The sequence below is a fragment of the Geothrix sp. SG200 genome (assembly GCF_022808935.1).
Taxonomy (GTDB): domain Bacteria; phylum Acidobacteriota; class Holophagae; order Holophagales; family Holophagaceae; genus Geothrix; species Geothrix alkalitolerans.
On record NZ_JAKZFR010000004.1, the window covers coordinates 236116 to 259936 of the forward strand.

The 23821-nt window shown below is 68.5% G+C and carries 20 protein-coding genes; 16 read left to right on the forward strand and 4 right to left on the reverse strand.

The genetic code is table 11. The features are described 5' to 3' along the window. Window positions 1-182: 182 nt before the first annotated feature. The 11 genes from nuoH to ML539_RS15535 all read left to right on the forward strand — a co-directional run bounded on the left by nuoH (window position 183) and on the right by ML539_RS15535 (window position 13667). Window positions 183-1244 carry an NADH-quinone oxidoreductase subunit NuoH gene (gene nuoH / locus ML539_RS10270; protein ID WP_243323354.1) on the forward strand — a complete coding sequence of 354 codons (1062 nt, stop codon included), beginning with the start codon at window positions 183-185 and terminating at the stop codon, window positions 1242-1244. 10 nt (window positions 1245-1254) lie between these two features. Then, window positions 1255-1818, forward strand: a complete 564-nt coding sequence (locus ML539_RS10275; RefSeq protein WP_243323362.1) for an NADH-quinone oxidoreductase subunit I — start codon at window positions 1255-1257, stop codon at window positions 1816-1818. A 10-nt stretch (window positions 1819-1828) separates the two neighbouring features. After that, a complete protein-coding gene (locus tag ML539_RS10280) occupies window positions 1829-2323 on the forward strand; it encodes an NADH-quinone oxidoreductase subunit J (protein WP_243323363.1) in 495 nt (164 codons plus the stop codon). A gap of 19 nt (window positions 2324-2342) precedes the next feature. Then, a complete protein-coding gene (gene nuoK, locus ML539_RS10285) occupies window positions 2343-2672 on the forward strand; it encodes an NADH-quinone oxidoreductase subunit NuoK (protein ID WP_347710760.1) in 330 nt (109 codons plus the stop codon). Window positions 2673-2679: 7 nt separating this feature from the next. After that, a complete protein-coding gene (nuoL, locus tag ML539_RS10290) occupies window positions 2680-4584 on the forward strand; it encodes an NADH-quinone oxidoreductase subunit L (RefSeq protein ID WP_243323367.1) in 1905 nt (634 codons plus the stop codon). 8 nt (window positions 4585-4592) lie between these two features. Then, window positions 4593-6221, forward strand: a complete 1629-nt coding sequence (locus ML539_RS10295; RefSeq protein WP_243323369.1) for an NADH-quinone oxidoreductase subunit M — start codon at window positions 4593-4595, stop codon at window positions 6219-6221. Then, the gene (locus ML539_RS10300) at window positions 6218-7717 is read left to right on the forward strand and encodes an NADH-quinone oxidoreductase subunit N (protein WP_243323372.1); all 1500 of its coding nucleotides are present in this window, start codon (window positions 6218-6220) and stop codon (window positions 7715-7717) included. The genes ML539_RS10295 and ML539_RS10300 overlap by 4 nt, the downstream gene beginning before the upstream one ends. Before the next feature lie 113 nt (window positions 7718-7830). Further along, the gene (locus ML539_RS10305) at window positions 7831-9327 is read left to right on the forward strand and encodes an efflux RND transporter periplasmic adaptor subunit (RefSeq protein ID WP_243323374.1); all 1497 of its coding nucleotides are present in this window, start codon (window positions 7831-7833) and stop codon (window positions 9325-9327) included. Window positions 9328-9339: 12 nt separating this feature from the next. Next, window positions 9340-10557 carry an ABC transporter permease gene (locus ML539_RS10310; protein ID WP_243323377.1) on the forward strand — a complete coding sequence of 406 codons (1218 nt, stop codon included), beginning with the start codon at window positions 9340-9342 and terminating at the stop codon, window positions 10555-10557. A gap of 6 nt (window positions 10558-10563) precedes the next feature. After that, a complete protein-coding gene (locus tag ML539_RS10315; protein ID WP_243323378.1) occupies window positions 10564-11811 on the forward strand; it encodes an MFS transporter in 1248 nt (415 codons plus the stop codon). A 119-nt stretch (window positions 11812-11930) separates the two neighbouring features. Then, window positions 11931-13667: a nitrate- and nitrite sensing domain-containing protein gene (locus tag ML539_RS15535; RefSeq protein WP_279341604.1), complete on the forward strand. Its 1737-nt coding sequence runs from the start codon at window positions 11931-11933 to the stop codon at window positions 13665-13667. 57 nt (window positions 13668-13724) lie between these two features. On the opposite strand, the gene tpx is transcribed toward ML539_RS15535, so the two are convergent. The 3 genes from tpx to ML539_RS10345 all read right to left on the reverse strand — a co-directional run bounded on the left by tpx (window position 13725) and on the right by ML539_RS10345 (window position 17341). Continuing rightward, window positions 13725-14222 (reverse strand): thiol peroxidase, encoded by a 498-nt coding sequence (gene tpx, locus ML539_RS10335; protein WP_243323380.1) that lies wholly within the window; start codon window positions 14220-14222, stop codon window positions 13725-13727. A 76-nt stretch (window positions 14223-14298) separates the two neighbouring features. Then, a complete protein-coding gene (otsB, locus tag ML539_RS10340) occupies window positions 14299-15081 on the reverse strand; it encodes a trehalose-phosphatase (RefSeq protein WP_243323388.1) in 783 nt (260 codons plus the stop codon). A 7-nt stretch (window positions 15082-15088) separates the two neighbouring features. Beyond that, window positions 15089-17341, reverse strand: a complete 2253-nt coding sequence (locus ML539_RS10345) for a trehalose-6-phosphate synthase (protein ID WP_347710755.1) — start codon at window positions 17339-17341, stop codon at window positions 15089-15091. A 184-nt stretch (window positions 17342-17525) separates the two neighbouring features. On the opposite strand from ML539_RS10345, the gene ML539_RS10350 reads away from it, so the two are divergent. Then, complete coding sequence (locus ML539_RS10350; protein WP_243323392.1) at window positions 17526-18602, forward strand: mechanosensitive ion channel family protein; 1077 nt, start codon at window positions 17526-17528, stop codon at window positions 18600-18602. Window positions 18603-18619: 17 nt separating this feature from the next. Here ML539_RS10350 and ML539_RS10355 read toward each other — a convergent pair whose 3' ends face one another. After that, window positions 18620-19165 carry a DUF4136 domain-containing protein gene (locus tag ML539_RS10355; RefSeq protein WP_243323403.1) on the reverse strand — a complete coding sequence of 182 codons (546 nt, stop codon included), beginning with the start codon at window positions 19163-19165 and terminating at the stop codon, window positions 18620-18622. A 195-nt stretch (window positions 19166-19360) separates the two neighbouring features. Here ML539_RS10355 and ML539_RS10360 point away from each other — a divergent pair, with 195 nt between their 5' ends. The 4 genes from ML539_RS10360 to ML539_RS10375 all read left to right on the forward strand — a co-directional run bounded on the left by ML539_RS10360 (window position 19361) and on the right by ML539_RS10375 (window position 23813). Beyond that, window positions 19361-20824, forward strand: a complete 1464-nt coding sequence (locus ML539_RS10360) for a PLP-dependent aminotransferase family protein (RefSeq protein WP_243323413.1) — start codon at window positions 19361-19363, stop codon at window positions 20822-20824. A gap of 33 nt (window positions 20825-20857) precedes the next feature. Then, window positions 20858-21958, forward strand: a complete 1101-nt coding sequence (locus tag ML539_RS10365) for a branched-chain amino acid aminotransferase (protein WP_243323422.1) — start codon at window positions 20858-20860, stop codon at window positions 21956-21958. Window positions 21959-21984: 26 nt separating this feature from the next. Beyond that, the gene (locus ML539_RS10370; RefSeq protein ID WP_243323425.1) at window positions 21985-23376 is read left to right on the forward strand and encodes a hypothetical protein; all 1392 of its coding nucleotides are present in this window, start codon (window positions 21985-21987) and stop codon (window positions 23374-23376) included. An 86-nt stretch (window positions 23377-23462) separates the two neighbouring features. After that, a complete protein-coding gene (locus ML539_RS10375; RefSeq protein WP_243323428.1) occupies window positions 23463-23813 on the forward strand; it encodes a multiheme c-type cytochrome in 351 nt (116 codons plus the stop codon). The last annotated feature ends 8 nt before the right edge of the window (window positions 23814-23821 follow it).

The window sequence follows — 23821 nt, forward strand, 5'->3', positions numbered from 1 at the left end:
CGCCGGGGGCCCGACTGCGCCGAGCCCCCCAGGCTCTGCGCAGTCACCCGGCGGTCGGGAGGCTGTGATCCAGGTCGCATCGGCACCCGGGGATTTCTTTCCCTTCGTGTCGTGAGGGCCGGGGCTCTGATAGGCTCGATGGGTTGGGCCTCCCCGAGGGTGGCCCTGCCGGGAAGCCGCCCATGGACAAGCTCGCAAGCCTGCTGCACACCTCGCCTGCCACCGCTTGGATGGTGGCGAAACTCGTCATCGTCTTCGGCGGCGTCTTTTCGCTGGCGGCCCTCTGGACCTGGGTGGAGCGCCGCGGCGCGGCGATGATCCAGGACCGCATCGGGCCCAACCGCGCGGCCCTCTTCGGCAAGATCAAGATCATCGGCCTGGCCCAGCCCCTGGCGGACGGCATCAAGTTCTTCTTCAAGGAGGACCTGGTCCCCCACGACGCGAACAAGGCCCTCTTCTGGCTGGCGCCCTTCCTGGCCCTGGTGCCGGCCCTCATGGGCTTCGCCGTCATCCCCTTCGGGCGCAGCTTCGTGAGCGGCGGCCACGAGTACCACCTGGCGCTGCTGGACCCCGGCAACGGCATGGGGCTGCTCTACCCCCTGGCCATCGGCGGCATGGCGGTCTACGGCGTGCTGGTGGCGGCCTGGTCCAGCAACAACAAGTGGTCGATCCTCGGCGGCATGCGCTCGTCGGCCACCATGGTCAGCTACGAGATCGGCATGAGCCTGGCGGTGGTCACCATCTTCATGACCGCCGGGGGCTACGACCCCTCCGAGGTGATCAAGGCGCAGGGCCACCTCCCCTGGGCCTGGAACGTCGTCCGCCAGCCCCTCGGCTTCATCGTGTTCTTCACCTGCATGTTCGCCGAGACGAACCGCCTGCCCTTCGACTTCGCCGAGGGCGAGAGCGAGATCGTGGCAGGCTTCAACGTCGAATACGGCAGCATGAAGTTCAGCCTGCTGGCCCTCTCCGAGTACTGCCACCTGATGACGGCATCGGCGCTCATCGCCACGCTCTACTTCGGCGGCTGGCAGGTGCCCTTCGTGCAGAACCCCTCGGTGCTGCTCTCCGTGGCCAGCTTCCTGGTGAAGATGCTCTTCTTCGCCTGGGTCTTCGTCTGGATCCGCTGGACGCTGCCGCGGTTCCGTTATGACCAGCTCATGCATCTCGGATGGAAGGCGATGCTGCCGATGTCCATGGTCAACCTGGTCTTCCACGCCTGGCGCATGAGCCAGGGCCACTGAGGAGTAGGCGATGGGTGTCGTCGTCAAGAAGGTCGAGCTGAGCTGGCTGGACCGCACCTATGTCTGGCCGGTGATGAAGGGCATGGGCATCACGCTCAGGCACTTCTTCAGGCAGCTCTTCACGCCCACCGCCAAGCGCTACACGATCCAGTACCCGGACATGAAGAAAGAGATGCCCGAGGGCTACCGCGGCCTCCACGAGCTGAAGCGCTTCGAGGACGGGGCCATCAAGTGCGTGGCCTGCTTCATGTGCCAGGAGGCTTGTCCGGCCCGCTGCATCAGCATCGAGGCCGAGGAGTTCAGTGAGCTCAACATCACTCAGGGCTTCGAGGAGAAGCGCCCGGCCAAGTTCAGCATCGACATGCTGCGGTGCATCTACTGCGGCATGTGCGAAGAGGCCTGCCCCAAGGACGCCATCTGGCTCCGCAAGGACTACGAAGTGGCCGCCTACGACCGGCTCGCCATGCAGTACGGCAAGTGGGACCTGATGAACACCTACGCCAAGGCCGACGGCAAGGAGAACATCTCCGGGGATCCCACCCCATCCGTGCCGCGCCGCACGATCGCGATGTAAGGGAGCGGCCATGTTCATCACCTTTGCCCTCATCACCCTCCTGGGCGCCCTGGGGATGCTGCTGCAGAAGAACGTCGTCGTGGCGGGCCTCTGCATGGTGGCTGCCTTCTTCGGCGTGGCCGGGCTCTTCGTGCTGCTGGCCAACCCGGTCGCCGCCGCGCTCCAGATCATCGTCTACACCGGCGCGATCATGGTGCTGGTGCTCTTCGTGATCATGATGCTGAGCAGCCACCAGGAGGAGGAGGCCGCCGTCTCCCACCCTGTCCAGCGCTGGCTGTCCGTGGCCCTGCTCGCGGTCCTGGCCTTCGGCGCCGTGAACCTGGTGCTCGCCTCCCCCGGGGTGAAGGCCTTGGCGGTGAAGGGGGCGGAGATGCCCCAGGCCATGACCCTGCAGACGGTGGGAACCAATCTCTTCGCCGACCACCTGCTGGGCTTCGAGGTGGCCGGCCTCGTGCTGTTGGCCGCGATGATCGGCGCCGTGGCGCTGACGAAGAGGAACCTGTGAGGAGCCAGCGATGACCGGCATGGATGCGATCCATCAGATCCTCAACGGCGGCCTCCAGGGGTACCTGGTGGTGGCGCTGCTGCTCTTCTTCCTGGGGCTGGCGACGGTGCTGCTGCGCCGGACGCTCCTCCTCCAGTTCATGGGCGTGGAGCTGATGCTCAACGCCGCCAACGTGGTCCTGCTGGCCTTCGCCCGCTTCCGCGGGGGGGACGCCCAGGCCATGGTCTTCTATCTCTTCATCATCGCCGTCGCCGCCTGCGAGGCGGCCATCGGCCTGGCGCTGATCATCGGCCTCTACCGCCACCGGGACACCACGGACTCGGACCGGGCCGCCAGCCTGAAGCAGTGAGGATGTGATGAACAAGTACTACTGGCTCATTCCGATCCTTCCCCTGCTGGGCGCGGCCTTCAACGGCCTGCTGGGCAAGCGCGCGGGCAAGGGCGCCGTCACCGTCGTGGGCGTGGGCGTGGTCCTGGCCTCACTGCTGGTCGCCACCTCCGCCTTCTTCGCCATGAAGGGGATGCCCGACCACCGTCTGGTGCTGGACTACGGCGAGTGGATGCTCACCGGGTCCATGTCCGTCCCCTTCGGCCTGGTGATCGATCCCCTTAGCGGCACCATGATGCTGATCGTCGCCGGCGTCGGGTTCCTCATCCACCTCTACTCCGTGGGCTACATGCATGCGGAAGAGGGCTACGCCCGGTTCTTCAGCTACCTGAACCTCTTCGTGTTCTTCATGCTGACCCTGATCCTGGGCTCGAGCCTGCCCCTGATGTTCGTGGGCTGGGAGGGCGTGGGCCTCTGCTCCTACCTGCTCATCGGCTACTACTTCGAGACGGACTTCGCGCCCCAGGCGGGCCTCAAGGCCTTCCTCTTCAACCGCGTGGGCGACCTGGGCGTGTCGATCGGCATGCTGGTGCTCTTCGCCGCCTTCGGCACCCTGACCATCTCCGACATCCTCACCCAGGCGGGCCATCTGGCTCCCGAGGCGAGCTTCGGCATCCTCACCTTCGCCACCCTGATGCTCTTCGTGGGCGCCACGGGCAAGAGCGCCCAGATCCCCCTCTACCTCTGGCTGCCGGACGCCATGGCGGGCCCGACGCCCGTCAGCGCCCTCATCCACGCGGCCACCATGGTGACCAGCGGCATCTACATGATCTGCCGCCTGGCCCCCCTCTACACGCTGACGCCCATCAGCCTCGACGTGGTGGCCTGGGTGGGCGCGGCCACGGCCCTCTTCGCCGCCACCATCGGCCTCTTCCAGCGCGACATCAAGAAGGTGCTGGCCTATTCCACCGTCTCGCAGCTGGGCTACATGTTCCTGGGCCTGGGCGCGGCGGGCTTCGCGGCCGGCTTCTTCCACGTCTTCACCCACGCCTGGTTCAAGGCCCTGCTCTTCCTCGGCGCCGGCAGCGCGATCACCGCGATGCACCACGAGCAGGACCTCTTCAAGATGGGCGGCCTGAAGAACAAGACGAAGATCACCTTCCTCACCATGGTGGCCGGCACCGTCGCCATCATGGGCTTCCCCGGCACCTCCGGCTTCTTCAGCAAGGATGAGATCCTCTACCTGGCCTACCTGAAGTCCCCGGCCCTGTGGGCGGTGGGCGTCGTCGCGGCCTGCTGCACCAGCTTCTACATGTGGCGCCTGATGGCCCTGGCCTTCTGGGGCGAGCCCCGCGACCACCATGCCTACGAGCACGCCCACGAGAGCCCGCTGTCCATGACGGTGCCGCTCATGGTGCTGGCGGTGGGCTCGCTGCTCTGGGGCTTCTGGGGCGTGCCTGAGGCCTTCGGCGGCCACTTCGCCGTTGGCGAGTGGCTGAAGCCGGCCCTGACTTACGGACAGACCCACGCCGCCCACGGCCACCACGAGGGTCCGGCGGTGCTCCTGGCGGCGATCTCCACGACCCTGGGCCTGGTCTTCGGCTTCCTGGGCTGGTCGAAGTACAAGAACGGCCCGGCCTGGGAGCTGGCCTTCGCCGAGAAGTTCCCCACGGTCCACCGGGTGCTGGTGAACAAGTACTACGTGGATGAGGGCGTGGAACTCTACCTGCTCCGGCCCATCCGCTGGTTCGGCAACCTCATGTGGAAGCTCTTCGACGTCATCATCATCGACGGCGTGGGCGTGAACCTTCCGGGTGCGCTGGCCCGGGTTTCCGGGGATTTCACGGCGCTCTTCCAGACGGGCCGGGTGCGGAACTACGCGCTCAGCATGGCGCTGGGGGCCGCGATCCTCCTCTATGTCTTCCTGAAGTAGGTGAGGCGATGACCTGGCTGAACCTCCATCCCCTCACCTTCCTGGTCTTCGCGCCGACCGTCCTGGGCTTCCTCCTCATGGCCCTGCCGCACGCGCTGGGCAAGCTGGCGCGCCTGCTGGGCTTCCTGGGCGCCCTGGCCATCTTCGTCCTGAGCCTCGCCTGGCTGCTGGGCCACGCGCCCGCCGCGGGCGGCACGGTCATGGCCGAGCGCACGCCCTGGTTCACGCTGGTGGGCCTGCCCGTGGACTACGCCCTGGCGGTGGACGGCCTGAACTTCTGGCTGGTGCTCCTGACGACCTTCCTCGTGCCCCTCACCATGCTGGGCACCTGGAACAGTCTCAAGGACCGCATGGGCACCTTCGCGGCCCTGTTCCTCCTCCTGGAGACGGGCATGCTGGGCGCCCTGGTGGCCCAGGACCTGTTCGTGTTCTACCTCTTCTGGGAGGCCATGCTGATCCCGATGTACTTCATGATCGGGGTCTGGGGCGGTGACGAACGCCGCTACGCCGCCAACAAGTTCTTCCTCTACACCCTGAGCGGCTCGCTCCTGTGGCTGGTGGCGCTGCTCTACCTGGCCAACAAGGCCGGCGGCTTCAACCCCGCCGTGATGGCCCAGGCGGCCTCGGCGCTGCCCTTCGGCGTCCAAGGCTGGCTGTTCATCGCCTTCGCCGTGGCCTTCGCCATCAAGGTGCCGCTGTTCCCGCTGCACACCTGGCTGCCGGACGCCCACGTGCAGGCGCCCACGGCCGGTTCCGTCATCCTCGCCGGTGTGCTGCTGAAGCTGGGCGGATACGGCTTCATCCGCTTCGCCATCCCCATGTTCCCGCAGGCGGCGATGCACTACGCCAAGCCCATCGCCCTGCTGAGCGTCATCGCCATCGTCTACGGGGCCCTGGTGGCCATGGTCCAGCGCGACATCAAGAAGCTGGTTGCCTACTCCTCCGTGAGCCACATGGGCTTCGTGATGCTCGGCCTGGCCTCCATGACCGTCATCGGCACCCAGGGCGCCATGCTCCAGATGCTGAACCACGGCATCAGCACCGGCGCGCTCTTCCTCCTGGTGGGCATGCTCTACGACCGGGCCCACACCCGCATGATCGCCGACTTCGGCGGCGTGGCCGTGAAGATGCCCATCTTCACCACCTTCTTCATGATCGTGACGCTCAGCTCCATCGGCCTGCCCCTCACCAACGGGTTCGTGGGCGAGTTCTGGATCCTCAACGGCACCTTCCTCTCCGGCTTCCCGTGGGGCCGCCTCTATGCCGCCCTGGCCACCTCCGGCGTGCTGCTCGGCGCGGTCTACATGCTGTGGATGTTCATGCGGGTCTTCTGGGGCCCCGAAAACAAGGACGAGGACAGCGGCACCCACCACCTGCACAGCGACCTGAACGCCCGGGAGATCGCGGTGATGCTGCCCATCGTCGTGCTCATCGTCTGGATGGGCGTCCACCCGAAGACCTTCGTGGCCGCCAGCGAGACGCCCGTGACCGCCCTCCTCCAGGAGGTGAAGGCGCCGGCGCCCCGGACCTTCGTCCTGACCCCCGCCGTGCATGAGGTTACCGGGGCCCATGAGGCTGCCGGTGCCGCAGGCGCCCACGCCCCCGAAGCTCCCGCCGCCCACGAGGTGAACCAATGAGCCTCACCCCCAGCCAGTGGGCGGCCCTGCTGCCGCTGCTCATCCCCGTTTTCGGCGCCTGCCTGGTCACCCTGATGTCCATCGACAAGGACCAGGCCACCACCAAGTGGATCCGGGGCGCCATGTACGGGACGGCCCTCCTCGCCGTGGGCGCCAGCTTCTGGTACCTGACCGATCTCTGGAGGACCGGCAGCCAGCCGGCCTTCTTCCAGCTCCACATGGATCGCCTGGCCCAGTTCACGGGCATCTTCGTGGCCGTGGCCGCGGCCCTCACCATCCTGCAGAGCTGGGACCACTTCCACCAGGAAGGCTGGGTGAAGGGCGAGACCCTCGCCCTGCTGCTCTTCGCGGTGGTGGGCATGGTGCTCTTCGCCTCCACCACCCACTTCGTGGTGCTCTTCCTGGGGCTGGAGCTGTTCAGCCTCCCCCTCTACGCCCTGGTGGGCACCGTGCGCGCCCGCTCCGAGAGCGCCGAAGGCGGCATGAAGTACTTCCTGACCGGCGCCGTGGCTTCCAGCTGCTTCCTCATGGGCGGGGTGCTCATCTACGGCCTGAGCGGGACCTTCGACCTGGCCGCCGCGGCCTCCATCCTCACGGTCCAGGGACTCACCCTCGATCCCCTGGTGCTGGTGGGCGCCGCCCTGATGCTGCTGGGCTTCCTCTTCAAGGTCTCCGCCGTGCCCTTCCACCAGTGGACGCCGGATGCCTACGAGGCCTCGCCCCATCCCATCGCCGGCTTCATGTCTGTGGCCACCAAAGGCGTGGCCTTCATCGCCCTCCTGCGCGTCTTCCCCGGCAGCTTCGGCTCCCTGGGCCCCGTGGGTGCGAAGATGCAGTCCGTGATGGCTGTGCTGGCCGTCGCCACACTGGTGCTCGGCAACCTCACGGCCCTGGTGCAGTCCAACGTGAAGCGCATGCTGGCCTATTCCAGCATCAGCCACGCGGGCTACCTCATGCTGGGCTTCGTGGCCGGCACCCCGGCCGCCTACACGGGCGTGCTGTTCTACCTGGTCATCTACCTGGCCATGAACATGGGCGCCTTCGGTCTCCTGACGGCCTTCGGCCTGGTGGGCGAGCAGACCACCTTCGAGGACCTACGGGGCCTGGGCTGGAAGCGCCCGGCCATGGGCTTCTCGGCCGCCGTCTTCATGCTGAGCCTGGCCGGCATTCCGCCCCTGGGCGGCTTCTACGGCAAGTACATGATCTTCCGCGAGCTGGTGGGCACGGGCCATGTGGGCCTGGCCATCCTGGGCGTCCTCGCGAGCCTGGTGTCCGCCTACTACTACCTGCGCTTCCTGGTGGCCCTCTTCCTCCAGGCCCCCAGCGCCGAGGCCGAGCGCCTCGCCTCGGACCGGCCGGCTGTCCGCGCCCCCCTGGCGGGCGCGGCCGTGCTGGTGTCCGCAGCCATCGTCCTGGCGGGCGGCTTCATCCAGTACGCCCTGGCGGACGGGTTCGCGAAGCGGGCCATCACGGAAGGCCTGGGGCTGCTCCGATAGTTTTCCGGTTTTCCGGCTTCAACCGGGAACCTTCCCTGGTGGTCCATACATCGTTATGCGAAGGTACAGGGCTGGGCCCCTGTTCGGACCCTTGAGAAGCGGAGCGCGGCGTCATGAAACGGAACACCTGGATCGGCCTCGGCATCGGCGTCGTGGTGGTGGCAGGGGGGGCGACCTACCTGCTGACCCGGCCCAAAGAAGAGATCAAGTGGCGCTCAGCCAAGGTGGACCGCGGCAACATCATCCAGCGCATCAATGCCACGGGCGCCGTGAACCCGGTGGTGCAGGTGGCCGTGGGCACCCAGGTGTCCGGCGTGATCTCGGCCCTCTACGTGGACTACAACAGCATCGTGAAGAAGGGGCAGCTCATCGCCCAGATCGACCCGACCGTCTGGGACACCCAGCTCCAGGATGCGCAGGCCAGCCTGCTCCGCGCCCAGGCCGCCTACGACTTCGCCAAGGCCGACCATGACCGCAGCAAGCGCCTGGCCGCGGACAAGCTCCTGGCGGACCAGGATCTCGACACCAAGGAGACGGCCCTCAAGAACGCCCGCGGCAATCTGGAGTCCGCGCAGGCCTCCCTGGCCCGGGCCAAGGCCAACCGCGGCTACTGCGACATCACCGCTCCGGTGGATGGCGTGGTGATCTCCCGGCTGGCCGACGTGGGCCAGACCGTGGCCGCCAGCTTCAGCACGCCGAACCTGTTCCAGATCGCTCAGGATCTGTCGAAGATGAAGGTCCAGGTGTCCATCGGCGAGTCGGACATCGACGAGGTGCAGGTGGGCCAGCGGGCCATGTTCACCGTGGACAGCCTGCCGGACAAGCAGTTCGCGGCCACCGTGAGCCTGGTGCGGCAGGAGCCCATCACCACCAGCAACGTGGTGAACTACGTGGTGGAGATGGTGGTGCCCAACGAGCCTCTCTCCGGGCCCGGCGGCGATCCCGCCACCTCCGGGGCCCCGGGGGGCGGCGCGCGGGACCCCGAAAAGGCCTGGGAACGCATGAAGGAGCGCATGGAGGCCCAGGGCGTCACCAAGGAGCAGTTCCTCAAGCGGTTCAAGGAGCGCCAGGCCGCGGCGGCCACCGCGGCGGCCCGCCCGGCGATGAAGCCCAGCGCGGTCCCGGCGGACCGCATGGCCCTTGCCCGGACTCCCGGCGGCGCCAGCCTGCTGGGCGGCCCCAAGTTCACGGGCGACCTGGCCCTCCGGTCCGGCATGACGGCCAACGTCACCATCATCACCAACCAGAAGCGGGATGTGCTGCGGGTGCCGAACGCAGCGCTCCGCTTCAACCCCGCCGCCTTCCTCAAGGAGGAGAAGAAGGCCGAGGGGCCGCGGCTGGGCGGGCCCATGATGATGGGGCGCCCCCGCCAGGGCGCTCAGAGCACCACGGGAAGCAAGGGCGGCGTGGTGGCCAAGCGCGAGGACCGGGTCTGGGTGCTGGAGAACGGGACACCCAAAGCGCTGGTCGTGAAGGCCGGCATCTCCGATGGCCAGTTCACGGAGATCACGGGGGAGGGCCTGCAGGAGGGGATGATGATCCTCACCGGCGTGGAGAACACCAAGCAGGCCAACGGCGCCTCCGGCGGAACGAACGGCGGGCGGCGGTAGCCGGGGGGGTCCATGCGATTCCTGGAATTCCTCAAACTCGCCCTATTCGCCATCACGCGGAACAAGATGCGGGCCTTCCTCACCATGCTCGGCATCATCGTGGGCGTGGGAGCGGTCATCGCCATGATCGGCATCGGTGAGGGGTCCAAGCGCGCCTCCATCGCCCTCATCCAGAACATGGGCTCCAACATGCTCACCATCTTCCCGGGGGCCGGTGGCAATCGGTTCGGGCCCTCCGCCTTGGGCAGCGCCGACATCCTGCTGGAGAGCGACCCCCCCCTGATCCAGCAGGAACTCGCCCAGAGCAGCGTCGTGGCGGCCACGGCCCATGTGCAGACCACGAGACCGGTCATCTATCAGAACAGCAACTACGTGACCCAGATCCAGGGCACGGGTCCCGAGTTCCTCCAGATCCGCGGATGGGAGGTGGAGAACGGCCGCTTCTTCACCGACACCGAGGTGCGCGGCATGGCCAAGGTCTGCGTCATCGGCCAGACCGTGAAGGACAATCTCTTCCCCAACGGGGAGGATCCCGTGGGCCTCACGGTCCGCATCGGGGCCCTGCCGTTCCAGGTGGTGGGCGTCCTCGAGAAGAAGGGCGCCGGCATGTGGGGGGACCAGGACGATCTCATCGTGGCGCCCTACACCACGGTCATGCGCAAGATCATGGGCCGCGACAAGATCCAGCGCATCATGGTCAGCGCCCAGGAGGGCAAGGCCGAGCTGGCGGAGGCCGAGATCACCGCCCTCCTGCGCCAGCGCATGAAGGTCGCCCCCAAGGACGACAACCCCTTCCAGATCCGCAAGCAGGACGACATCGTGCAGATGCAGACCCAGCAGGCGGGCATCCTCACGGCCCTGCTCGCCGTCGCCGCCAGCATCTCCCTGGTGGTGGGCGGCATCGGCATCTCCAACATCATGCTGGTGAGCGTCACCGAGCGCACCCGGGAGATCGGCATCCGCCGGGCCCTGGGGGCGACGCAGCACAGCATCCTCTGGCAGTTCCTCATCGAGGCCATCGTGCTGTCCGTGCTGGGAGGTCTCATCGGCATCGCCTTCGCGTACAGCGCGGTGTTCATCCTCCAGAAGTTCGCCGTGCCCGCCGTCACCGAATCCTGGGCCGTGGCCCTGGGCCTGGGTTTCTCCGGCCTGGTGGGCGTGGCGGCGGGGTTCCTGCCGGCCGTCAAGGCCGCCAAGCTGGATGTGATCGACGCCCTGAGGTACGAGTGATCCAGCGTGTCTGACGCGGCGGCGACGCACGATCCCTATGCCGCCCTGAGGGACGGGAACTACCGCTGGTTCATCGCGACCATGGGGCTCGTCACGTTGGGCCTCCAGATGCAGGGCGTGGTGGTGGGCTGGCAGGTCTACGACCGCACTGGCGATCCCCTGGCCCTGGGCCTGGTGGGCCTCTCCGAGGCGCTGCCCTTCCTGGCCACGGCCTTGTTCGGCGGCCACGCGGCGGACCGGGCGAACCGCCTGCGCCTCTGCATGGCCGCCACCCTGGGCCTCGCCCTCTGTTCGGGCCTGCTGTGGGCCTTCACCTGGCGGTGCTCCACGGGCCCGCTGGCCCGCGCCGTGTGGCCCATCTACGGCGTCATCTTCCTCACGGGCCTGGTGCGGGCCTTCTACCGTCCCGCCAACGTGGCCCTGGGCACGGACCTGCTCCCCAAGGCGCTCTACGCCAACGGCTCCACCTGGCGGGTGTCCGTCTTCCACACGGGCATGGTGGTGGGCCCCGCGCTGGGCGGGCTCGTCTACGCCTGGCGGGGCCCGGCCCTGGCCCACTTCATGGTGATGCTGCTCCTGGCCTGCGGCACGCTGGGCCTCCTCTTCATCCGCTACGCGCCCCGCCCTGTGGCGCCGCGGGCGGGCTCGGTGCTGGCGAGCCTGGGCGAGGGCCTGCGCTTCGTGTTCTCCCAGCGCCTGCTGCTGGGGGCCATCAGCCTCGATCTCTTCGCCGTGCTCTTCGGCGGGGCCGTGGCGGTGCTGCCCGTGTTCGCCAAGGAGGTCCTGAAGGTGGGCCCCCAGGGGCTCGGCGCCCTGCGCGCGGCACCGGCCGTGGGGTCGGTGCTCATGGGGATCACCCTGGCCCACCTGCCGCCCCTGCGGCGGGCCGGGCGCACCCTGCTGCTTTGCGTGGCGGGCTTCGGCGCGGCCATGATCGCCTTCGCCCTGAGCCGGAGCTTCGCGCTCAGTCTGCTGCTGCTGGCCGCCAGCGGAGCCGTGGACAATGTCAGCGTGGTGCTGCGGGCCACCCTGCTCCAGACCCTCACGCCGGAACACATGCTGGGCCGGGTGTCCTCGGTGAACCAGGTGTTCATCGGCTCCAGCAACGAGATCGGCGCCTTCGAGAGCGGCCTGGCGGCCCGGCTGCTCGGCCTGGTGCCTTCGGTGGTCTTCGGGGGCTGCATGACCTTGCTGGTGGTGGCGACCACCGCCTGGAAGGTGCCCGGGCTCCGGCGGATGGACCGCATCGGGTGAAGGGCCTGAATAAACCGGCCGAGCTGGTGATCTTGATCAAATAACTACCCGCGAGTCCCCTGAAGGAAGCCAAAGCTTCCACACTGGTGGGATCTGCCGCGACCGGCCCCGGGTGACCCATGATCTTCGACCTCCTCCACGTCCGCATCCGCATCAAGCTGCTCGGCCTGGTGCTCCTCCCGGTGGTGGGCGGCGCCCTGCTGTCGGGGCTGGTGGTGGCCAACCAGACCCGGCTGCTGGAGCGGATGCAGCGCCTGCGGGCGGCCTCGAGCCTCTCCGTGGAGGTGGGCAACCTGGTTCACGCCCTCCAGGCGGAATCCTCGGGAACGGCCCTCTTCCTCGGCAGTGAAGGCGTTCTCCAGGCTCCCATGTCGCGCGGCCGGGATGCAGTGGAACGGGAGCGGGCGGCCCTGAACGGCATCCTCTCGGGGACCGAGCCGGAGCTCAAAGCCCTGTTCCCGGCCCAGGTCCGGGATGGGGTCCGCATCAAGGAGCTCCGGCGCCGCACGGACCTGCGCGGCGCCAGCCTGGAGATGATCGACGGCTACGCCCGCGAGGTGGACGCGCTGCTCCGGATCCAGAACCAGCTCATGCTGCCGGCCGCTGGAACGCCGCTGGAAAGCCGCTTCCAGGCCTTCGGGACCCTGATCCGGGCCAAGGAATCCGCGGGCCTCGAAGGCGCCCTCCTCTCCAACGTCTTCTCCCACGGCACCATGGACGTGGCCACCCAGGAGCGCTTCCTGGCGCTGCTGGACGCCCAGAAGGCCCAGGGCGAGGCATTCCTCTCCGCGGCCCCGGAGGCGGCCCGGGAGGACTACCGGAAGGCCCTGGCGGGGCCCTTCGCCTCCGAGCTCCAGCGCATGCGCGACCTGGTCCAGGCCGGGCGGGTGATCGAGGATCCGGAGGCCTGGGCCAAGGTGGCCTCGGAAGAACTCCAGGCCCTCAAGGGCGTCCAGGACCGCATGAGCGGGGATATCCTGGCCGATGCCCAGGGGCTGGAGCGGGGCGCCCGCACCAAGAGCTGGCTGCTGGCGGCGGGGTTCAGCCTCTTCGGCCTTGTGGTGCTGCTCTGGACCTGGCGCGCCACGGTGCTGCTCACCGAGCCCATCCACGCGCTCGCGGACGGCATGGCCCGCATGACCAACGGCGATCTGCGCGTCCAGCTGCCGGTGCGCAGCTACGACGAGACGGGCCGGATGACCGAAGCCTTCAACGCCATGAGCGCCCACCTCCGGGAGCTGGCGCGCACCCTCCAGGTCCATGCCTTCCGCGTGTCCACCGGCGCCACGGGGCTTTCCGCCAGCGCGGAGCAGGTCTCCGCCGCCACGCAGCAGCTCGCGAACAGCAGCAGGGTCCAGCGCCAGGCCTCCGAGGACGTGGCCTATGCCGTCGCCCAGCTCCAGACCTCGGTCCTCCAGGTGCGGGCGAGCCTGGACGCCATGATGGACGATGGGCAGGCCGCCGGCCTGGAAGTGAAGGGCGCCTGCGGCCGCGCCCAGACCCTGGTGGACCTCCTGCAGGCGCTGAAGACGCGCTCGGACGCCTCGCTCCACCCGATGATCAGCGAAGGTGAAGGCCAGGCAGCGGCCATCCTGCAGGTGCTGATGCGCGTGCAGGAGACCCTGGGAGCCGTCGAGGCGGTGGCGTCCGAGATCCATCAGGCGGCGGAGGAGCAGTCCAAGGTCAGCGGCGAGGTGAGCCGGCGGATGCAGGCCAGCCAGGCATCCGCGGGTGAAGTCCAGCTCGCTGCCGCCCAGCTGGCGAACACTGCGCCGGAGGTGGCCATCACCACCCGGGACCTGGCCGGCGTCGCCCAGTTCCTCAAGGCCACCGCCGCCACCTTCCAGGTGGAATAGAAAAGCGGCCCCGAAGGGCCGCTCCCTGAAGCCTGGGGACTGAAGCCCGGGGACCCCCTACAGCACCGCCAGCGCGGCGTTGTAGTCGGGCTCCTGCGCGATCTCGGGCACCAGCTCGGTGTGGATCACCTTGCCGGCGCCGTCCACCACCACCACCGCGCGGGCGAGCAGGCCCTTCATGGGGCCATCCGTCAGGGTCACGCCGTAGGCCTTGCCGAAGTCGGGGGCGCGGAAGACGGAGGCGGGCACCACGTTGTCCAGGCCCTCGGCGCCGCAGAAGCGCTTCTGGGCGAAGGGCAGGTCTGCGCTCACGCAGAGGATGGTCGTGTCGGGCTTCTCGTTGGCGCGGGCGTTGAACTTGCGCACGCTGGCCGCGCAAGTGGGCGTGTCCAGGCTGGGGAAGATGTTCAGGACCACCCGCTGGCCGGCCAGGTCCTTGTTCGAGACTTCGGAGAGGTCCGTGCGCACCAGGGTGAAGGCCGGAGCCGCCGAACCCACCTTCGGCAGATCGCCGGCGGTGTTGAATGGATTGCCTTTGAGGGTGACCTTGGCCATGGGGACTCCTAGGTGAAGACCCTCAGCTTAACGCCCTTGCTGGCTGGGGTGGGCCGGACCCGATTCCAGAGATCCGTCAACTGGGCTGGAGCCCCGTGCTCGAGGCGGGTCCGGAGTTTTTCAGCAGATTCCGGACGCACTGGGCCAATGACGCGGGGTCCTTCACCAGAAGGGGGCCGGGGATGGGGCAGGTCCCTCCCACGAAGAAGGCCGTGCCGTTGTGGGCCAGTGCCCAGCGCATGGCCACCAGGTCGTTCGTATCGTCTCCCGCATAGACCAGGTTGATCTGATGGGGATCGACCTGGAGGAGCCGGCAGAGGTTCTTCATCCCGAAGGCCTTGTCGATCTCCGGCAGGAGGGGGATCTCGAAGACCTCCGGGCCCCTGAAGGCGTTCATGGGCTCGGCGGCCATCCAGGCTTCGAGCTGCTGCCTGGCGCCGGAGGAAGCGGCCCGGAAATGGATGGCAATGGACCACTGCTTGTCCTCGATGTCGACCCCAGGGAGGCGCGCAGCCCGATCCAGAAGGGGCCGGAGTCGGGCCCTCGCCGCGTGGAGGCGATTCCGTCCGCCCGGCGGGGGCATGTCGCGGCGTCCGTCCGGGGTCTGCCACGCCACGCCGCTTCCCCCTCCGAGCAGGATCCCCGGGACGGGCACCCTCGGGGCGAGATCCTCCAACTGGCGGCTGGAGAGGATGGCTGTCCGCTCGTCCCCGATGGCCGTCAGGTCTCTCAGCAGCTCCAGGCAGGACGGGTGCAGCCGGGCCGCCTCCCGGTCCGGGACCAGAGGGGCCAGCGTTCCGTCGAAATCGAAGATCCACAGACGTTTGAACGGCCCCGCCGCTGAGGCTGGACGGCCCACCGTTTCCTCAGCCCCCATGCTCGCGCCCGTGGTTGAGCCGCGCCGTGAGCCGCTCGCGGCGCCGGATCCTGGCGGCGTCCAGCAGCATCCTCCCGGCCCATCGGTAGACATTGAAATCCCGGATCAGGGCCCGCATGCTCCGCATCCGCTCGGCCTGTTCCTGGGCCGGCATGGTGAGGGCCTGGAATAGGGCGGCGGCGGTCTGCTCGATGTGGTACGGGTTGACGATGAGTGCCTCGTGCAGCTCGTGGGCGGCGCCGGTGAACTGACTGAGGACCAGGACGCCCCGCTCGTCCTCCCGGGCGGAGACATACTCCTTGGCCACGAGGTTCATGCCGTCGTGCAGGCTGGTGACCATGCAGACGTCCGCGGCCCGATAGTAGCGGTTCACCGCCTCCGGCTCATGATGCTCGACCTTCAGCACGATGGGCTGATAGGACCCGGTGGAAAACCTCTGGTTGATGCGAGTGGCGAGGTTCCGGACGCGGGCTTCAAATGCCTGGTAGTCCTCGAGGGCGGACCGGGAGGGGGCCGCGATCTGGATGAAGGTGAAGCGGCCGATCATCTCGGGGTGCAACTCCAGCATCCGCTCCACGGCCCTGAGCCGTTCCAGGATCCCCTTGGTGTAGTCCAGCCGGTCGACACCCAGGCCCACGAGGTGATCGGGGGAGAGTCCATGCGAGGCCAGGATCTCGCGCCGGCACGTCTCGACGCTGGGCAGGGTGTCCCCCCAGGGGGACGGCCACTGGACCGAGATCGGGTAGCTTTCCACGAGGGTGAGATTGCCGTGGTAGGAGATGGTCGAGGACTCGTGCTCGATGCGGGTTTCGAGGTACCTGTCCACAGTCTCGAGAAAATTCTTGCAGTGATAGGGGGTGTGGAATCCGAGGATGGTGCTTCCGAGCATCCCTTCCAGCAGCTCCGTTCTCCAGGGGCAGATGCCGAAGGATTCCGGATTCGGCCATGGGATGTGCCAGAAGGTGATGATCGTGGCCTTCGGGAGCGCGGCCCGCACCATCGCGGGCAGCAAGGCGAGGTGGTAGTCCTGGACGAGCACCACGGGATCCTCGGAGTCGGCTTCCTGGATCACCGCGTCGGCGAAGCGCTGATTGATCGCCACGTACTGCTCCCAGTCCCCGTTCCGGAAGATCGGGCGCACGTGTGCAATGTGGCAGAGGGGCCACAGTCCCTCGTTTGAGAAACCGTAGTAGTAGCCGGCTTCCTCTTCCTTGGTCAGCCAGATGCGCCGCAGCGTGTATTCCTCATGTCCCGGCGGGACCGGAACCCGGTCGTGGCGGTCAACGGATTCCCGGTCCGCGTTGCCGCTTCCATGGGCGATCCAGATGCCAGAGCAGGCCCGCATGACGGGTTCGACGGCCGTGACCAGGCCGCTGGCCGGGCGCTGCACCTCGGTGATCCCATGCGCCTTGGCGTGGATGTAGGGCTCCCGGTTCGAGACGACGATGATGCGCTCACCGGTCAGTTCCTGGCGGAGCAGCCGGCGGAGGGCTTCTGGATTCCATGAGAGGGTGATGTCGTCCGCGAACCTCCGCTCACTATCCAACCTCCGCAGCAGGGCCCGGAGGTCCCCCACGAGGGGCTGCAGCTCGGCGCTCCTCGCCGGCTGCTCAAAGGGTCGGAAGATCCCTTCCCCGCGCAACATGGCCTGGACGCCCTTCATCCAGCCGCGCCAGCTCAGGTGCGCCACCAGCACGGTGATCAGGGAGACGACGATGCCCAACACGGCGAACAGGACGATCACGTAGGTCCGGGTCTCGTCGCTGCGCCGAGCGACGAAGCTCATGTCGTGGACGAGGATGAGGTAGCCGATCCTCTTCCCATCCGACTCGACGGGCCAGGTCGCCACATGGACGGGGCCCTGGGGAAGGGTGATCAACCGCTCGAATTTCAGGTCATGGGAGGCGGAGATGGTCCGGTTGAGGGAGGCGGGGAAGGTGGAGGTCTTGTAGAGCAGGTCCCCGTTCTCGTCGCGAAAGCCCACGGCCAGCAAGCGCTCGTCCTGGATGGCGCGGAGGAACATCGCGTCGATCCGTTCCCGGTCTCCGGTGTTGACGAGTTCCACGAGGGAGTTGTTCAAGGCGCTGGCGATGATGCGGGACCGCATGTCCAGGTCCCGCACAAACCAGCGAACCGTCAGGCCTCCGACGAGCGGCAGCACGGCATAGGCGAGGAGGACCAAGGCCACCGCGAGGGGTAGCACAAAGCGAAGCGAAAGGCGGATGGACCGCAACGAAGCCATGGCGCACTCCGATGTTCTGACCTGTTGCTGGCGGCGACTGTGAGTCTAGGAGATTCCATCCACGGCGGCAAGGCTGCCGCGCCCCGGAGGCGAGGCAGGATCTCTTGGTCACCTCGACTTGACGCTCCACGGGGGTGGGCTCGCTGGTAGCATAGCGACCCCATGGCTTCAGGGGCGGTACCCCATGAACGATGCATTCCTTGAGTCGGTGATTCGACAGTGGCTGACGCCCGCGCTTTCCATCGCCGTCGCCCTGGTCGTGGCTGCCGTCGCGTTCCGTGCCGGATTCGCGGTTCTCCGGCGGCTCTCGCGGGCCAAGCCGGTGCCCACTGCCTTCGTGAGGGCCGCGGAAGGTCCGGGGCTCGCGGTGGTCGCGCTCGTCGTGCTGCAGCCCATACTCCAGGCCGCCCCCGACGGTCTCCGCGGGATCCGGGGGGTGCGCCACGCCGCACTGCTCCTCTTCATCTCCGCCGTGACCTGGTTCGCGGTCCGGATGATCACGGCGGTGGCGGATGTGGTGGCCCTCCGCTTCCCCATCGATGTTTCCGACAACCTGAACGCGCGCAGCATCCAGACGCAGACCCGGCTCATCACGCGGACGGTCGCCTCGACCGCTATGCTGGTGGGTGTCGCGCTCGGTCTCCTCACGTTCCCGGGAGTCCGCAGCATAGGCGCGAGCCTGCTCGCCTCGGCCGGCATCGCTGGCCTGGTGATCGGCATCGCGGCGAAGCCGATCTTGGGCAACCTGCTGGCGGGACTGCAGCTCGCGCTCGCCCAGCCGATCCGCCTGGACGACGTAGTCGTGGTCGAAGGCGAGTGGGGTCGGATCGAGGAAATCGGAAGCGCCTATGTGGCCGTCGCGCTCTGGGATCAGCGGCGGCTGGTGCTGCCGCTTCAGTATTTCATCGAGAAGCCGTTCCAGAATTGGACCCGGACCACGAGCGAGATCATCGGAACTGTGTACCTGTGGGTCGACTACGGCATGCCGCTCGAACCCCTGAGGGCGGAGCTGCGACGGATCTGCGAAGCCTCTCCCCTCTGGGACCGCCGGATCGCGATCATCCAGGTCACCGATGCGAGCGAGCGGGCCCTTCAGCTGCGTGCCCTGGTGAGCGCGGCGGACTCAGCGCGGTCCTGGGACCTGCGCTGCGAGGTTCGGGAGGGTCTGGTCAAGTTCATCCGCCAGGACCACCCGCAGTTCCTGCCCCGCCTGCGCACCGAACTTCCGGGCGCCGCGGACGACACGCCCCTGTCGCGCTGAGGAAGGCTCCCCGGCGATCAGCGCGGCGGGAACTTGGCCAGGATGTCGTGCACGGCCCTGGGCACCACCTCGTCGGCGTCCTCGGGGTTGTTCAGGCCCGTGAGCGCGCCGGCGGCCGCGCCCTGCCAGATCATCTGGTTGGTCTTGAAGTCCACGATCTCGATGACGATGGTGCCTTCCTGGTAGGTGTGGACCTGGCTCATGCTGGTGCCCACGCTCCCGTAGAAGGGCCGGTAGCCCCAGCCCCATCCCCAGCCCATGTGGGTGGTGGTGCGGTACCTGCGCTCATGGACGATGGGGTAGTAGGTCACGAGGAAGTCCGGATCCGCCTTGGTCTCCATGACGAAGCCCTTGGCCTGGAGCTCCTTCTCGACGGCCGCGCGGACCCGCTTGTCCATGAGGTTGGTGGTGCCGCCGGTGCCCTTCTTGGAGGTGTAGTAGTCGAAGGTCTTGTAGCGGGCGAACGAGGCGGTCACATCGTAGTCGTAGTTCACGCTGTAGCCCGTGCAGGCACCCAGGAGGAGGAGCGAGAGCAGGGCGGCGGGCAAGGCAAGGCGGCGCATGGAACCTCCGGTTCACCATTATGGACGCCCCGAAAAGGCCATGGTTGAGCTTGGGGTTGAGCCTGGGGGGGAGCCTCGGGGACCGGTCTAGGGTGGTCTGGGAGATGGCCCGACTCCCCGCCAGCCCGGCACATGGTCTGTTCTGGGCTGCGAAATCCATCGTTTTCACCCGCCAAATGACCGATCCTGATGGGGATGGTTCTCGATCCCTCCCTCGACCCGGGCGCCTCCAGCCCCTTGTATCTCCAGCTCCAGCGGCGGCTGAGGGGGCTCATCCAGGAAGGCGAGTGGCGGCCGGGATCGCGCCTGCCCGCAGTGCCTGAGCTGGCCCAGCGCTGGGGCGTGCACCGCCTGACCGTCCTGAAGGCCCTGGCTGGCCTGAAGCGCACGGGCTGGATCCAGACCGTGCAGGGCCGGGGCAGCTTCGTGGCGCCCCGCCTGCCCGAAGCTCCGGGCCTGCGGGCCACCAGCGAGTTCCCCTTCGAGGGCTCGCCCATGCTGGTCCACGATGGCGAGCTGGGCTCCTGGCTGGGCGAGACCCTGGAGCGGGTGCAGGACCGCCACCTGGTGAGCTTCTCCGCCGGCTTCATCCCCTCCGACCTGCTGCCGGGCGAGCACCTGCGCCGGATCACGGCCCAGGTCCTCAAGGAGATGGGGCCCGAGGTCTGGGTCTACGCGGCGCCGGCGGGCCATCCCCCCTACCTCGAGGCGGTCTCCCGCTGGCTGGCTTCCGAAGGCGAGCCCATCGACGAGGGCTGGGGCATCCGGTCCCTCCCGGGGGCCCAGTCCGGCCTGGCCCTGGCGCTGGAATCCTTCACGGTGCCCGGCGACCGCGTGCTGGTGGAGAGCCCCTGCTACGTCGGCATCCTGGCGCTCATCCGCGCCCTGGGCCGCGAGGCCGTGCCGGTGCCCGTGGACCGCCAGGGCCTGGATCCCGATCGCCTGGCCTCGGCCCTCCAGCGCAGCGAGGCCAAGCTGCTCTTCACGGTGCCCAGCTTCCACAACCCCACGGGCATGACCCAGTCCAAGGTGCGCCGGGAGCGGGTGCTGGCCGTGGCCCGGGCCCACGGGGTGATCGTGGTGACGGATTCCGCCTACGGCGACCTGCGCTTCTCGGGCCACTCCCTGCCGCCCTACCGGCGTCTGGAAGGTGCCGACAACGTCATCCACCTGGGGAGCTTCTCCAAGTCCCTGGCGGCGGGCCTGCGCCTGGGCTACCTCATCGCCAAGGAGGACCTGCTCCGGCGCATGGCCCTCATCCAGGAGGTGCAGACCATCGGCCAGCCGCCGCTCCTGCAGGCGGTGGTGGCCCGCTTCCTGGACACCGGGGGCTTCCGCCGCCACCTGGCCCGCCTGCGCCGCGCCCTCAAGGAGCGCCGCGACGCCATGGTGGAGGCCCTGGCGGAACACTTCCCCCCCGGCACCCAGGTCTCCGAGCCCAAGGGCGGCATGCACCTCTGGGTGGTCCTGCCCGAGGGCTACTCCGCCCTGGACCTGCACCGGGACGCCCTGCAGCACGGCATCGGCTTCGCGCCGGGCCCGCTCTTCTTCGCCGACGGCCGCGGTACCAACTGCCTCCGCCTGAATTTCTCCACGCACGACCCAGCCACCACCCGGGACGCCATCGCGCGCCTCGGACACCTGGTCCGCCGGGCCTGACTTCATCTCCAAGGAGCGCCTGTGAATCCCGCGATGTCCACCTCCACCCTCGAGATCCACCCCTCGGACCACGCCGCCAGCCCCGAGCAGCGCGCCAAGCTCATGACCAATCCCCGGTTCGGCCAGGTGTTCACCGACCACATGGTGGTGATCCCCTACAAGGAAGGGCAGGGCTGGGGCAAGGGCGAGCTGAAGGCCTACGGGCCCATCGAGATGTCGCCCGCCTCCTCCGTGCTGCACTACGGCCAGGCCATCTTCGAGGGCTTCAAGGCCTACAAGCAGAAGGACGGCAGCATCGCCTCCTTCCGCCCCGAGGCCAACGCCCGCCGCTTCGCGACCTCCGCCACCCGCCTGGCCATGCCCGAGCTGCCCGAGGAGCGCTTCCTCGAGGCCGCCAGGGCCCTCATCACCCAGGACCAGGCCTGGGTGCCCGGCGCCGTGGGCGAGAGCCTCTACATGCGTCCGCTCATGATCGGCACCGAGCCCGCCCTGGGCGTCCACGCCAGCAACGAGTACCTCTTCATCCTCATGGCCAGCCCCAGCGGCGCCTACTTCTCCGGCGGCGTGAAGCCCGTGACCGTGTGGATCTCCGATGACTACGTCCGCGCCGCGCCCGGCGGCACCGGCTTCGCCAAGTGCGCGGGCAACTACGCCGCCAGCCTCGTGGCCCAGAGCCAGGCCAAGGGCGAGGGCTGCGACCAGGTGGTGTGGCTCGACGCCATCCACCGCGAGTACATCGAGGAGATGGGCGGCATGAACATCTTCTTCGTCTACCAGGAGAAGGGCGAGACCGTGGTGGTCACCCCGGAGCTCACGGGCACCCTGCTGCCCGGCATCACCCGCGACAGCCTGCTGCAGCTGGCCCGCGAGCTGGGCTACCGGTCGGAGGAGCGGAAGATCAGCGTGGCGGAGTGGAAGGCCGCCGTCGCCGAAGGCCGCATGACCGAGACCTTCGCCTGCGGCACCGCCGCCGTCATCACGCCCGTGGGCCGCGTGAAGTCCCGCAGGGGCGAGTGGCTCGTGAACAACGGCGAGACCGGACCCGTGGCCGCCAAGCTGCGCGAGTCCCTCCTCAACCTCCAGCACGGGCTCATCCCGGACACCCATGGCTGGATGAAGAAGATCGTCGGATAATCCGGACAGACATTCCGGAGGGGGCCATGCCCACCGTCCGCAGCGGGAGACCCGCCTGGAGAGTCCGCCTCTCCGCGGGTCTCCTTGCCGTACTGGCCTGGGGCTGCGCAACCCCGCATCCCCTGGCCTACACGCCCGCCGTGCCCGAGCCGGTCCGGCGAGGAACCGTCGCCGTGGCAGTGGTGCCGGTGCCGCCGGAGCCCGGCACCCAGGCCCAGCTCGGGGGCGAAATCGGCAAAGGGCGCGCGGCGGGGAAGGGGGCTGCCTCGGGGGCCGCCACCGGAGCCACGGCCGGCTTCCTGGCCTCCCTGCAGACCGGCCCCTTCTTCGTCATCCTCGCCCCCATCCTCGTGCCCGCGGCGACCGTGATCGGCGGCGCGAGCGGGGCGGCGGTGGGCTACGCCCACGGCATGCCCACCAAGGACGCGGCGACGGCGAAAGCGGTCCTGGTGCGCAATCAGACCGATCTGTCGGCCGAGCTGGCGAAGCGGGTGGTCCAGCGCCTGCCCGGGACGGGGAAGGTCCTGGCCGCCTCCGGCGCCGCGCCGGACCTTCGGGTGGAGGTCTCGGCCCTCTCCTGGGGTCTGTACGGCGGAGCAGGCTCTCATCCCGTGGCCGATTTCGAGCTGACGGTCCTCTACCGGGTGCTGGATTCGAAGGGGACCCTCCTGCTGGCCCGGCGGTTCTCTGTCGGCGGGCCCCGGCGTCCCCTCCAGGAATGGGGCACCGAGGACGGGAAGCCGCTGCAGGAGGCCGTGGACGCCACGCTGGACTCGGCGGCCGAGGCCATCGCCGATTCCGCCTTCCTGGTCCAGGACTTCTTCATCTTGAAGGAGCTGGGCCCCGCGACCTGCGGGCTGCTGCCCCGCCAGCCCCGGCCAGTCCTCCCCCTGACGTTCCTCCCCTCCGGCGGGGCCTCGCCCCAGGTCGAAAGCCTCCGCCCCGTCCTGCAGTGGGAGGCCTTCCCCCGCCGCGAGGACCTCGAACACGATGTCGGCGGCCTGTTCGGGCGCATCACCGACGTCCGATATGACCTCCGGATCTGGGCCTCCGTGGGAGGCGGTCCGGGCCCGCTGGTCTACGAGCGGACCGGATTGCGGCTGGAAGCCCGCCGGGATCCGGTGGGGGCCACGCCTCCTTCCGAAGGTGAGCTGCCGCCGCCGCCGGTGGATAAGGCCTTCGTGGAGCACGGCCTCGAAGCCGCCCTGGCTCCGGCCACGGAGTATCTGTGGTCCGTGCGGGCCCGGTTCCGCCTCGACGGGGAGGAGCGCGCCTCGCGCTGGTCCATGAACCAGGCCCAGGATCCCCGGGCCCGCCCCGCCACCGGGCGCTGGTTCTCCCCGCCGATGTCGGCCCGCGGTCCGTGCCTGCATGACGGCATTCCACCCCTGCACCACCACCGCTTCCACACGCCCTGACCGCGGGTTTCCAATCTTGACCTTCGGGTTGGATGAAGTGTCCGCCGCGCGCGCGTAGCCTGGAGGCCTCTTCCAAGGAGGAAGCCATGGTGCTGATCCGTCCTGTGGTGGTGGCCCTCATCGCGTGCGCGATCTCGAGCGCGGCTCCGACCCGCATCGGCGCCGCGGCCTGCAAGATGTGCCACAAGGTCCAGTTCGAGTCCTGGAGCGCCTCGGCGCACGCCAAGACGAAGCCCGTACTGGACTGCGAAGGCTGCCACGGCCCGGGCAGCGAGTACAAGGGCATCCGGGTCATGAAGGATCCCGCCGCCGCGAAGAAGGCCGGCCTGATCATGCCGGACAAGGCCCAGTGCGCCACCTGCCACGGCAAGAAGAAGGTCTCCCCCATGACCGATGCGATGTTCGCGAAGGTGCACACCCACAAGCCGAGGACCTGACCGACAGA

Excerpts from the sequence above, each read along its gene's own strand:
- nuoH (WP_243323354.1), top strand. The coding sequence starts at position 183 with ATGGACAAGCTCGCAAGCCTGCTGCACACCTCGCCTGCCACCGCTTGG.
- ML539_RS10275 (WP_243323362.1), top strand. The coding sequence starts at position 1,255 with ATGGGTGTCGTCGTCAAGAAGGTCGAGCTGAGCTGGCTGGACCGCACC.
- ML539_RS10280 (WP_243323363.1), top strand. The coding sequence starts at position 1,829 with ATGTTCATCACCTTTGCCCTCATCACCCTCCTGGGCGCCCTGGGGATG.
- nuoK (WP_347710760.1), top strand. The coding sequence starts at position 2,343 with ATGGATGCGATCCATCAGATCCTCAACGGCGGCCTCCAGGGGTACCTG.
- nuoL (WP_243323367.1), top strand. The coding sequence starts at position 2,680 with ATGAACAAGTACTACTGGCTCATTCCGATCCTTCCCCTGCTGGGCGCG.
- ML539_RS10295 (WP_243323369.1), top strand. The coding sequence starts at position 4,593 with ATGACCTGGCTGAACCTCCATCCCCTCACCTTCCTGGTCTTCGCGCCG.
- ML539_RS10300 (WP_243323372.1), top strand. The coding sequence starts at position 6,218 with ATGAGCCTCACCCCCAGCCAGTGGGCGGCCCTGCTGCCGCTGCTCATC.
- ML539_RS10305 (WP_243323374.1), top strand. The coding sequence starts at position 7,831 with ATGAAACGGAACACCTGGATCGGCCTCGGCATCGGCGTCGTGGTGGTG.
- ML539_RS10310 (WP_243323377.1), top strand. The coding sequence starts at position 9,340 with ATGCGATTCCTGGAATTCCTCAAACTCGCCCTATTCGCCATCACGCGG.
- ML539_RS15535 (WP_279341604.1), top strand. The coding sequence starts at position 11,931 with ATGATCTTCGACCTCCTCCACGTCCGCATCCGCATCAAGCTGCTCGGC.
- tpx (WP_243323380.1), bottom strand. The coding sequence starts at position 14,222 with ATGGCCAAGGTCACCCTCAAAGGCAATCCATTCAACACCGCCGGCGAT.
- ML539_RS10345 (WP_347710755.1), bottom strand. The coding sequence starts at position 17,341 with ATGGCTTCGTTGCGGTCCATCCGCCTTTCGCTTCGCTTTGTGCTACCC.
- ML539_RS10350 (WP_243323392.1), top strand. The coding sequence starts at position 17,526 with ATGAACGATGCATTCCTTGAGTCGGTGATTCGACAGTGGCTGACGCCC.
- ML539_RS10355 (WP_243323403.1), bottom strand. The coding sequence starts at position 19,165 with ATGCGCCGCCTTGCCTTGCCCGCCGCCCTGCTCTCGCTCCTCCTCCTG.
- ML539_RS10360 (WP_243323413.1), top strand. The coding sequence starts at position 19,361 with ATGGTTCTCGATCCCTCCCTCGACCCGGGCGCCTCCAGCCCCTTGTAT.
- ML539_RS10365 (WP_243323422.1), top strand. The coding sequence starts at position 20,858 with ATGTCCACCTCCACCCTCGAGATCCACCCCTCGGACCACGCCGCCAGC.
- ML539_RS10370 (WP_243323425.1), top strand. The coding sequence starts at position 21,985 with ATGCCCACCGTCCGCAGCGGGAGACCCGCCTGGAGAGTCCGCCTCTCC.
- ML539_RS10375 (WP_243323428.1), top strand. The coding sequence starts at position 23,463 with ATGGTGCTGATCCGTCCTGTGGTGGTGGCCCTCATCGCGTGCGCGATC.